Here is a 10,326-nt window from a genome sequence, read left to right as displayed (position 1 = left end):
CCGCCACGAGGCGCGGCGTCCCGGCTTCAGGCAGTGGTGTCGAGCGCGGTGGCGGCGAGCAGGGCGGCGCCGAGGAGGCCCGCCTGCGGGCCGAGCGCCGACACCTCCACCCTGGGCGGTCGGCGGAAGGCCAGTCGGGCGGCGAGGCGCGTCCTCAGCGGACCCACCAGGGCCTCGCCCGCCTGCGCGAGCCCGCCGCCGATCACCACGAGCGCGGGGTCCAGCAGCAGCGTGGCGGTGGCCAGGGCGAGGGCGAGCGCCTCCACCGCCTCGTCCCACACCCTGCGGGCCACCTCGTCGGTCCGTGAGAGGACCGCCTCGGCCGAGCTCTCCCCGCAGCGCGCCGCGATCGACGACGCCGAGGCGTAGGCGGCCAGGCAGCCGCGCTGGCCGCAGGGGCACGGCAGGCCGTCAGGGTGGACCGGCACGTGGCCGATCTGGCCCGCCCATCCGGCGGCTCCGCCGTACAGGGCGCCGTCGAGCGCCAGCGCGGCCGCGATGCCGGTCCCGATGGGCAGATACAGGACGTTCGGCTCGGCGCGGGCGGCGCCGTAGGCGAGCTCGGCCGCGCCCGCCGAGCGCACGTCGTGACCGAGCACGACGGGCAGCGAAACGTCGGTGAAGGCGGCGGCGGGCACGTCCCGCCAGCCGAACGCGGAGGAGAAGACCGCGTGCGTGGGCGTGACCAGGCCGGGGACGGCCAGCCCCACCGCCGTGGGCCGCAGTCCCCCGCGCGGCGCCGCGAGGTCGGCGACGAAGGCGGAGATCGCGGCGATCACCGCGGCAGGGCCCTCGGCTCGCGGGGTGGGGCGGCGTTCGGCGTAGAGGATCGCGCCGTCGCGGACGAGACCGCCCTTCATGAAGGTCCCGCCGACGTCGACCGCGACAACGCACTCCATCCCCCCATCCTCCCAGCGCTCTCCAGGGGGCCCGCCCGCGAGGAAACGCACCGGAGGAGGACCAGACCCGGACAGACGAGATCCGCAGGAATCGGTTTGAAGCCGGTCAGGGATGTGGGACAGGATGGCCCGCATGCAGATCCGCCGCCTCACCGAAGACGACCTGCCCGCCTGCGGCCGCCTGGCCCTCAGCCGCGACTGGGGCGCCGAGAGCCGCAAGTGGCGTTTCCTGCTGGAGGTCGGCGAGGCGTACGGCATCGACGCGCCCGACGGCGACGGCCTGGCCGCCACCAACATCGTCACCCTCTACGGCGACGACCACGCGGTGATCAGCATGGTCCTGACCGCCGAGAGGTACGGCAGGCAGGGCATGGGCCGCGCGCTCATGGAGCACGTGCTGGCACGGGCCGGCGAAAGGACGGTGTCGCTGCACGCCACCGCCTACGGCCGTCCCCTCTACGAGCGCACGGGCTTCCGCGCCGTCGCCACCGTCGTGACCCACAAGGGCATGTTCACCGGCCAGGCCTCGGGCCGCACCCACAAGGCCGACGACATCGAGGCCGTCGTGGCCTTCGACGCCGCGCGGTTCGGCGCCGACAGGTCGGCCGTGCTGCGCCGGATGCCGGGCTTCCACGAGCAGGTGCGGGTGGCCGAGCGCGACGGGCGGATGACGGGCTTCGGCGGCGCGTGGCGCAACGACGGCACGCTGATGATCGGGCCGGTCGTCGCCGACGACCAGGCCACCGCGCGCGATCTCATCGCCGACCTGGCGGCGGGCTCCACGCTGCCGGTGCGTCTCGACCTCGACGACAGCCGTCCCGACCTCGTGGACTGGGCGGTCGAGCGCGGGGTGCCCCACTTCTTCACCACCAGCGCCATGGTGCGAGGCGGCGCGCTGCCCGGCGACCAGTCGAAGCTGTTCGCCCCCACGATGCAGGCGCTGGGCTGACGCCGGCCGGCCGGGCGGCCGCCCCGATGATCACGACCATGGGTTGACCCGGCAACCAGAACATGGTTCGGTTCTGTCGTGACCACCACCCCCGCGCACATCGACGTCAGCGCGATCGACTTCGACGTGCTCGGCGCCTGGATGGACGCCGAGGGCCTGCCAGAGGGGCCGTTCGAGAACGCGCGGCCGGTCCTCGGCGGCACGCAGAACGTGATGATCGCCTTCGAGCGGGGCGGCGTGCCGTACGTGCTGAGAAGGCCGCCCCTGCACGTGCGCGCGAAGAGCAACGAGGTGCTGCGCCGCGAGGCGCGCGTGCTGGCGGCGCTGGACGGCACCGGCGTGCCCGCGCCCAGGCTGGTGGCCGCGCAGACCGCCGACGAGCCGGTCTTCTACCTGATGGAGCCGGTCGACGGCTTCAACGCGACGACGGGGCTGCCTGAGCCGCACGCCTCCGACCCCGCCATGAGGCAGCGCATGGGCCTGGAGGCCGCCGTCGCTCTGGCCGCGCTCGGCAGGGTCTCGCCCGACGTGCTGCCCGGTTTCGGCAGGCCTGAGGGATTCCTCGAGCGGCAGGTGCCGCGCTGGACGAGCGAACTGGAGTCGTACGGCAGGCTCGAAGGCTATCCGGGCCCCGAGATCCCCCTGCTGCGCGAGACGGCCGAGTGGCTGGAGCGCAACAGGCCGCGGACGTTCACGCCCGGCGTCATGCACGGCGACTACCACATGGCCAACCTGATGTTCTCCCACGCGGGCCCGTGGGTGGCGGCGATCGTCGACTGGGAGATGTGCACGATCGGCGACCCGCTGCTCGACCTGGGCTGGCTGGTGGCCACCTGGCCGTCGTCGCAGCTGCAGGTGCCCGGCCTGCCGGCGGCCGAGGAGCTCGTCGACTGCTACGCCGAGCTGTCCGAGCGCGACCTGTCCTCGGTCGACTGGTACGTCGTGATGGCCTGTTTCAAGCTCGGCATCGTGCTGGAGGGCACCCACGCGCGCGCGTGCGCTGGCAAGGCGCCCAAGGACATCGGTGACCTTCTTCACCAGACAACACTCGACCTGTTCGCGAGGGCACAGACATGGATTTCTCGGTAGAACCGGAGTTCCAGGCCAAGCTGGACTGGATGGATGCCTTCATCACGGAGGAGGTCGAACCGCTCGACCTGGTCTTCCCCGGCCAGGCGTACCAGAAGCTGGACGAGCGGCTGCGCAAGATCGTCGATCCGCTGAAGGAGCATGTGCGCGAGCGCGGTCTGTGGGCCTGCCACCTCGGGCCCGACCTCGGCGGCCAGGGCTACGGCCAGCTGAAGCTCGCCCTCATGAACGAGCTCATCGGCCGCTCCACCTGGGCTCCGGTGATCTTCGGCTGCCAGGCGCCCGACACGGGCAACGCCGAGATCATCGCGATGTACGGCACGGCCGAGCAGAAGGAGCGCTACCTGCGTCCCCTGCTCGACGGCGAGGCCTTCTCCGCCTACTCCATGACCGAGCCGCAGGGCGGGTCCGACCCCCGGCTGTTCACGATGCGGGCCGTCCGCTCCGAGGACGGCTGGGTCCTCGACGGGGAGAAGTACTTCACCTCCAACGCGGCCAACGCCGACTTCCTCATCGTCATGGCCGTCACCGATCCCGACGCGCACCCGTACAAGCGGATGTCGATGTTCCTGGTCCCCTCCGGCACCGAGGGGGTGGAGATCCTGCGCAACATCGGCACGATGGGCGAGCGAGGGGGTCACCACGCCCACATCCGCTACGACCAGGTCAGGGTGGGGGCCGACGCGCTGCTGGGCGAGGAGGGCGGCGCGTTCGCCGTGGCCCAGGCCAGGCTGGGCGGCGGAAGGGTCCACCACGCGATGCGCACGGTCGCCGCGGTCAAGCGGGCCTTCGACATGATGTGCGAGCGGGCGCTGTCCAGGCAGACCGTGGACGGCGTGCTGGCCGACAAGCAGCTCGTGCAGGCCGCCATCGCCGATTCCTACCTGCAGATCCAGCAGTTCAGGCTGCTCGTGCTGCACACCGCGTGGCTCATCGACCAGTCCTCGACCAAGGAGGCGCGCACCCAGATCGCCGCGTGCAAGGTGGCCGCGGCGCGGGTCTTCCACGACGTCGTCTACCGGGCGATGCACCTGCACGGGGCGCTCGGCGTCTCCACCGACACCCCGCTGGCCAGACTGTGGCAGTCGGCGCCGCTCATGGGGATCATGGACGGGCCGACCGAGGTGCACCAGGCCTCCATCGCGCGGCGCGTGCTGCGCGGATACTCTCCGTCCCCCGGATTGTGGCCGAGCGAGTTCCTGCCCGACAAGCGCGCCGTCGCCCATACCAAATACGGCGATTTTTCATCTTAAGCGTGATCTTCCCCGTACAATTGCGCGCAATTGCCATCGCGGTTTCGGGGAAGGATGCATCATGCGCATGAGGTTTCTCGGCTCCACGTCCGAGGCGGGCGCCTGCCCGACGCTCTACGAGACCGACCGCGGAACCATCGTCGTCCAGGGTCTGACCGTGACCGACAGGGAGGCCCTGGCCGACCTGCGGGACGTGCTCGACGGAGAGAGCGCCGTGGAGGTGCCTCGGGAACTGCTCGTGGAGATCGCACGCAGGGTGCTCTGACGTCACAATTGCGGCACTACCCCTGGCATGATCGTCCCCGCTGGGTCTAGCCTCTGGCGGCGTGACGTCATTCCAGCAGGCCCGTGTCGAGATGGGCATCAGGTTGCGGCAGTTGCGCGAGACGGCCGGGCTGTCCGGCAAGGAGCTCGCCGAGTTGCTGGACTGGCAGCCCTCCAAGGTCTCCCGCCTCGAGAACGCCAGGCAGAGCGCGACCGACGACGACGTGAGCGCCTGGGCCGCCGCCGTGCGGGCCGAGCCCGAGGAGCTGGCCGAGCTGAAGGAGCGGGCCGCCGCCATCGAGCTGCGGCGCTCCGACTGGCGGCACTGGGCGCACAGCGGCCTGGCCGCCTCGCAGGAGGACGTACGAGGTCAGGAGGCCAGGGCGACCCTGTTCAGGGTGTTCGAGCCGGGCGTGATCATCGGGTTGCTGCAGACCGCGGAGTACTCGCGGCACGTCTTCCTCACCCTCAAGCGGGAGTACGGCGCGACAGGCGAGCTCGACGCGGCGGTGCGGGTGCGGATGCAGCGACAGGAGATCCTCTACGACGCCTCCCGCACGTTCAGATTCATCATGCCCGAGGCCGCGCTGCGGACGAAGCTCGCGCCGAGCCAGGTGATGCAGGGCCAGATGGACAGGCTGCTGGCGGTCACCACGCTTCCCACCATCGAGCTGGGGATCATCCCGTTCGAGCAGCAGCACCCCTCGGTGCCGCTGACCGGCTTCTGGCTCTTCGACAACGACCAGGTCCTGGTGCCGACGAGGTCGAAGGAGGTGCGCACCAGCGAGCGTCAGGACGTGGAGTTCTACGCCCGGGTGTTCGACGAGTACCACAAGGTGGCGGTCTATGGAGAAGAGGCCAGATCTGTCATCATGCGCGTGAATCACGACTACGCGAAACAATCGCAACTTTAATACCGACAATTGCTTGCCTACCCCAGCAAGATCGTGCAACCCTAGCGATCAGTTGATGCGGAGGTGATGCACGATGCTCGACACCATGCTGTGCCTCGAGGAATTCGCCAGGGCTGCAGGAACACACGCGGACCTGCGTGTGCAGAATCTCGCCCTTGCCAGCGAGCCGGCGTTCGTCTCGGTGGTCAATCGCTTCTCCCTTACCTTGACCGAGACCGTGACCTGCTCCCCCGAGGGCGCCTACGTCACCTCCTGGGGCTACCGGCTCGGCACCGTGGACGACGTGAACGGCGCGGCCGCCCGCCTGGCCTACCTGCTGGCAGCCCTTCCCGCCTGACCTCGCCCCGACGAGCGCGCCCGCCGATCCGGCCGGAGGCGCATTGACAATGGTTTTCATTGGCTGCATTGTCATGGTCCATGTCGATTGATGTGAAGCGGCCGTTCCTTGCCGTCGCCCTGCTGGCCTCGCTGGCCGCGTGCGGCGCTCAGGAGCCCGTGGCGCAGGCGCGGCTGCGGGTGGTCACGCCGTACAGCGTGAAGAGCCTCGACCCGATCAAGCAGGGGTTCTGGGCCTCGGAGTGGGGCTACGGCGAGCTGCTCATGCGCCCGACGGAGCGCGGCACGGTGGAACCGTGGCTGCTGGCCTCGCTGAGCAGGCAGGGCGAGTCGGCGTGGACGCTCACATTGCGGCAGGGGGTGCGCTTCCAGAGCGGCAGGACGCTGGACGCGGTCGCGCTGAAGGAGCTGATGGAGGCGCATCTGGCGCGCAACCCGGCCGTCAGGTCGGCGCTGGAGGGGGCGAAGGTCGCCGTGACCGGGCCGCTGGCCGTACGGCTGGAGACCGGGGAGCCCGTGGCCAACCTGCCGAGCCTGCTGGCCGACGAGAGCATGTTCTCCGTCTTCGACGTGGCCAGCGGAACCTTCACCGGGCCCTTCGAGGTGAAGAGCCTCGACTCGCGCAAGCTGGTGCTGGCGAGGGACCCCGGCTACTGGGGAGGGAAGGTGCGCCTCGACGGGGTGGAGGTGCGGTTCGTGCCCGACGGGCAGGCGCGCACGCTCGCCGTCCGCAGCGGCGAGGCCGATCTGGCCTTCTACCCCCCGACCGACGCGCTGCGGACGCTGAAGGGCGACGCGCGGGTCTCGATCAGGGAGGCGGCGCTGGCGACGGGGCAGTTACGCGGCTTCCTCAACGTGCGCAAGGCCCCCCTCGACGACTCCAGGGTCCGGCGGGCGCTGTCACTCGCCGTGGACAGGAAGGAGCTGGCCGAGACGGTGATGGACGGCTTCTACCGCACACCCTCCGGCGTCTACCCCGAGGCGCTGCCGTACTCCGTCAAGAACCTGCGCACCGAACTGCCCGCGGCCGAGCGCCTGCTGGAGGAGGCGGGATGGCGCAGGGGCGCCGACGGCACCAGGGCCAGGGACGGCAGGCCCCTGGCGATCACGATCAACGCCTACTCGCCGCAGCCCGACACCAAGCCGCTGGCCGTGGCCATGCAGGCGCAGCTGGCGAAGGCGGGCTTCCGGGTGAAGGTCGCCGAGGTGCCCGAGAACTACGCCGCGATGCGCTCGGCCGACGGCTGGGACGTCGGGCTGAGCTTCGACGGCTCGCTGTCCTACGGCTTCGACCCCGTCGCGCCACTGGCGCAGATGATGCGCACGAAGGGCCCTCGCAACCTCGGCGGGATCGCCGACCCCGGCCTCGACCAGGTCATCGACGGGCTCGCCGGCGCCTTCGAACCAGCCGAGCGCGACAGGCTGCTGCGCGAGGCGCAGCGCATCGCGGTGGAGGAGCAGGCCTACCACCTGATCGTCGTGGACAGGGTGCCCAGGGTCGTGGCGGGTCCCCGCTACCGCGACTACCGGCCCTCGTCGGTCCTGCTGCACCTCGACGCCTCCACGGCTCCGTGCGGCGACTCCTGCGGCTCCTAGCGTCGGCGGCGGGCACGCTGCTGGCCGCCAGCCTGCTGGTCTGGGGACTGGCCGAGCTGTCGCCCGGCGATCCCGCGCGACAGGTGCTGCTGTCCAGGGGCGTGGCCGTCCCCGTCGAGACGCAGATCGAGGCGGTACGCGCCGAGCTGGGCCTCGGCGACGCCGCGCCCGTCAGGTACGCCCGCTGGCTCGGCGGCGCGCTCACCGGCGACCTGGGCTCCTCCTGGCGCACGGGCAGGCCCGTCACCGCCGAGCTCGGCGAACGGCTGCCCGCCACGCTGCGCCTGTGCCTGACGGCGGTGGCGCTGGCGATCCTGCCCGCCTTCGCCCTGGCCTTGGCCGGCGCACTCGGCCGCCACCGCTGGCCCGACGCGCTGTCGAGGGGCGTGATGTTCGCCGGCGCCGCCGTGCCGTCCTTCCTGCTGGGGGTGGCGCTGCTGGAGATCGTGGTGGTGCGCTGGGGCGTCGGGAGGGTCGTGGCCGAGGGCGGATGGGCCGACACCCCGCTGCCTGCCGCCACCCTCGCCGCGGGGATCGTCGCGCAGTGGGCGCGGGTGACCAGAGGGGCGCTGATCGACGCGGCGAGCGCGCCCTTCGCCGACGTCTCTCGCGCCCGGGGCTCGGGCGAGCTGCGCGTGCTGCTGGTCCACGGCCTCCCGCACGCCGCTCCCCCGCTGCTGGCAGTCGTGGGCATGACCGTCGGCGGGCTGCTGGCAGGGGCGGCCGTGGTCGAGAGCGTCTTCACCTGGCCGGGCGTGGGGCGCCTGCTGGTGGAGGCCATCACCGCCAGGGACCTGCCGGTGGTCCAGGGCTGCGTGCTCGCCGGCGTGCTGGCCTTCCTGGCGGGCGCGGTCGCCGCCGACCTGGCCACCCGTGCGGGAGACCCACGCCTGTGAGAGCCTCCCTGCTCGCCGGTACGGCCGCCGCCGCGCTGCTCGCCGTCCTGGCGCTCGCGGGCCCCCTGGCGCTGCCCGACCCCGACCTGCCCGACTACGCGGCCAAGCTGCTGCCGCCCAGCGCCGCCCATCCCCTCGGCACCGACCAGCTCGGCAGGGACGTGCTCGCGCGCCTGGCGAGCGGGGCCAGGGTGACGCTGGGCGCGGCGCTGGCCGTCACCGCGCTCGGCGCGGCGATCGGCGTCGTGGCGGGAGGCGTGGCCGGATACGCGCGCGGGCCCGTCGACGCGGCGATCTCCAGGGTGGTGGACGTCCTGCTGGCCGTGCCGAGCACGCTGGTCGCGCTCGCCGTGGTGGGCGCGCTCGGTCCTGGGCTGGTCCATCTGGTGCTGGCCATGTCGGTGGCCGCGTGGGCCCCCGTGGCCAGGCTCACCCGCTCGCACGTGCTCACCGCGGCCACCAGGCCGGACGTCGTCGCCGCCAGGATGGCGGGCGTCGGGCGCGGTCGCGTCGTGCTCGGCCACGTGCTCCCCGGCGCCTTCCTGCGGGTGCTCGCCGTGGCGGCGCTGGGGCTCGGCGAGACGATCATCGGGCTGTCCGGCCTGTCCTTCCTGGGTCTCGGCGCGCAGCCGCCCACCGCCGAGTGGGGGCAGATGCTCGCCGAGAGCCGCTACGACCTGGCCTCCTCACCCTGGCTCCTGGCGGGGCCCGGCGTGGCGATCCTTGTCGCGGTCAGCGCCGCGGGACTGCTCAGCGACTGGCTGGGTGAGCGGCTGTGAGCCCGGCGCTGGAGGTGTCAGGGCTCTCCGTGACCTATCGGGACGGCACGCGGGCGCTGCGCGGCGTCTCTCTCACCGTGGAGGCCGGCGAGCGGCTGGCCGTCGTCGGAGCGTCGGGGAGCGGGAAGTCCACGCTGGCGCGCGCCGTCCTCGGGTTGCTGCCGCGCGGCGCCCGCGCCGAGGGGTCGATCCGCACCGAGGGCAGGCCCGGATACGTCGCGCAGGACCCCTTCACCGCGTGCGACCCGCTGCGGACGGTCGGGCACCACGTGCGGGAGGCGTGGCGGGCGGCGGGGCTGCGGCCGCCGCGGGGAGCCGCCGAGGCCGCGGTGGCGGCGCTCTCGCTGGACGCGGCCGCGCTGGCCGAGCATCCGCACCAGTGGTCGGGCGGCATGCTGCAGCGCGCCTCGATCGCGGCGGCGGGCGCGCTGTCGCCCGCTCTCACCGTCGCCGACGAGCCGACCAGCGCGCTCGACGCCGACCTGGCCGACGAGGTGATGGCGGCGCTGGGAAGGTCGGCGGGAGCGCTGCTGGTGATCACTCACGATCTGCGGCTGGCCGCGCGCTGGGCCTCACGGGTGGCGGTGCTGTGCGAGGGCGGCGTCGTGGAGACGGGGCCCGCCGATCGGCTGCTGGCCGATCCACGGCATCCGCACACGCGGGCGCTGGTGGCGGCGCTCGCCTCCGCCTCGGGCGGGCGCGCCGCCCCCCAGGGGCCCGCACTGGTGGAGGCGCGCAACCTCGCCCGGAGTTACGGCGCCCGCGCCGCCGTCAGGGACGCCTCCCTGACGATCGGCCCCGGTCAGGTGGTGGGCGTGCACGGCAGGTCGGGGTCGGGCAAGTCCACGCTGCTGCGGCTGCTGGCAGGGCTGGAGCCGCCCGACGCGGGGACGCTCCGCCTGCCGGAGCGGCGGCCCGGCTGGGTGATGCCCGTCTTCCAGGACGCCAGAGCCAGCCTGGACCCGCTGTGGCCGATCTGGCGCACGATCACCGAGCCGCTCACCGGCCTGAGGGCGGCGCAGCGGCGCGCCAGGGCCGTCGAGGCGCTCGCCTCGGTCGGGCTCGGCCACCTCGATCCGCGCACCAGACCTGGACGGCTGTCGGCGGGACAGTGCCAGCGGGTGGCGATCCTGCGAGCGGTGATGGCGGCTCCCGCGCTGGTGGTGGCCGACGAGCCGACCTCCGGGCTGGACACGGTGGCGGCGGGCAGGGTCGCGGGCCTGCTGCGCGAGGTGGCGGAGGGGGGAACGGCCGTGGTGGTCGTCAGCCACGACCTCGACCTGCTCGGCGGGCTCTGCGACGACGTCCACGAGATGCGCGACGGCGTCATGACGCCCTGACCCGCTAGGCA

General features: G+C 72.7%; 11 protein-coding genes. 10 read left to right on the top strand and 1 reads right to left on the bottom strand.

Features of this window, described 5'->3' with window-relative positions:
* Window positions 1-26: 26 nt before the first annotated feature.
* On the bottom strand, window positions 27-899 hold the full coding sequence (locus ABFX50_RS03510) for an ROK family protein (protein WP_346143130.1): 873 nt from the start codon (window positions 897-899) through the stop codon (window positions 27-29).
* A 133-nt stretch (window positions 900-1,032) separates the two neighbouring features.
* Between ABFX50_RS03510 and ABFX50_RS03505 the strand changes: the two genes are divergently transcribed.
* The 10 genes from ABFX50_RS03505 (at window position 1,033) to ABFX50_RS03460 (ending at window position 10,315) form a co-directional block, all read left to right on the top strand.
* Entirely contained in the window at window positions 1,033-1,848 is an 816-nt protein-coding gene (locus tag ABFX50_RS03505) for a GNAT family N-acetyltransferase (RefSeq protein WP_183645792.1), read from the top strand.
* A gap of 78 nt (window positions 1,849-1,926) precedes the next feature.
* On the top strand, window positions 1,927-2,937 hold the full coding sequence (locus ABFX50_RS03500) for a phosphotransferase family protein (protein ID WP_346143127.1): 1,011 nt from the start codon (window positions 1,927-1,929) through the stop codon (window positions 2,935-2,937).
* Window positions 2,922-4,190, top strand: a complete 1,269-nt coding sequence (locus tag ABFX50_RS03495; protein WP_346143126.1) for an acyl-CoA dehydrogenase family protein — start codon at window positions 2,922-2,924, stop codon at window positions 4,188-4,190. Before ABFX50_RS03500 ends, ABFX50_RS03495 begins: the two co-directional genes overlap by 16 nt.
* Window positions 4,191-4,251: 61 nt before the next feature.
* On the top strand, window positions 4,252-4,455 hold the full coding sequence (locus ABFX50_RS03490; protein WP_183645794.1) for a hypothetical protein: 204 nt from the start codon (window positions 4,252-4,254) through the stop codon (window positions 4,453-4,455).
* Window positions 4,456-4,516: 61 nt separating this feature from the next.
* Complete coding sequence (locus tag ABFX50_RS03485; protein WP_183645795.1) at window positions 4,517-5,368, top strand: Scr1 family TA system antitoxin-like transcriptional regulator; 852 nt, start codon at window positions 4,517-4,519, stop codon at window positions 5,366-5,368.
* Window positions 5,369-5,441: 73 nt separating this feature from the next.
* Window positions 5,442-5,705: a hypothetical protein gene (locus ABFX50_RS03480; protein WP_183645796.1), complete on the top strand. Its 264-nt coding sequence runs from the start codon at window positions 5,442-5,444 to the stop codon at window positions 5,703-5,705.
* A gap of 80 nt (window positions 5,706-5,785) precedes the next feature.
* The gene (locus ABFX50_RS03475) at window positions 5,786-7,300 is read left to right on the top strand and encodes an ABC transporter substrate-binding protein (protein WP_346143123.1); all 1,515 of its coding nucleotides are present in this window, start codon (window positions 5,786-5,788) and stop codon (window positions 7,298-7,300) included.
* The gene (locus ABFX50_RS03470) at window positions 7,276-8,196 is read left to right on the top strand and encodes an ABC transporter permease (protein ID WP_346143121.1); all 921 of its coding nucleotides are present in this window, start codon (window positions 7,276-7,278) and stop codon (window positions 8,194-8,196) included. The genes ABFX50_RS03475 and ABFX50_RS03470 overlap by 25 nt, the downstream gene beginning before the upstream one ends.
* Window positions 8,193-8,975 (top strand): ABC transporter permease, encoded by a 783-nt coding sequence (locus ABFX50_RS03465; RefSeq protein ID WP_346143119.1) that lies wholly within the window; start codon window positions 8,193-8,195, stop codon window positions 8,973-8,975. The genes ABFX50_RS03470 and ABFX50_RS03465 overlap by 4 nt, the downstream gene beginning before the upstream one ends.
* The gene (locus tag ABFX50_RS03460; protein ID WP_346143117.1) at window positions 8,972-10,315 is read left to right on the top strand and encodes an ABC transporter ATP-binding protein; all 1,344 of its coding nucleotides are present in this window, start codon (window positions 8,972-8,974) and stop codon (window positions 10,313-10,315) included. The genes ABFX50_RS03465 and ABFX50_RS03460 overlap by 4 nt, the downstream gene beginning before the upstream one ends.
* Window positions 10,316-10,326 lie beyond the last annotated feature (11 nt).

It is taken from the genome of Nonomuraea recticatena (genome assembly GCF_039533245.1).
Taxonomy (GTDB): Bacteria; Actinomycetota; Actinomycetes; order Streptosporangiales; family Streptosporangiaceae; genus Nonomuraea; species Nonomuraea roseola.
Note: the sequence above shows the minus strand (reverse complement) of the source record. Positions and strands in the feature narration are given on the sequence as shown.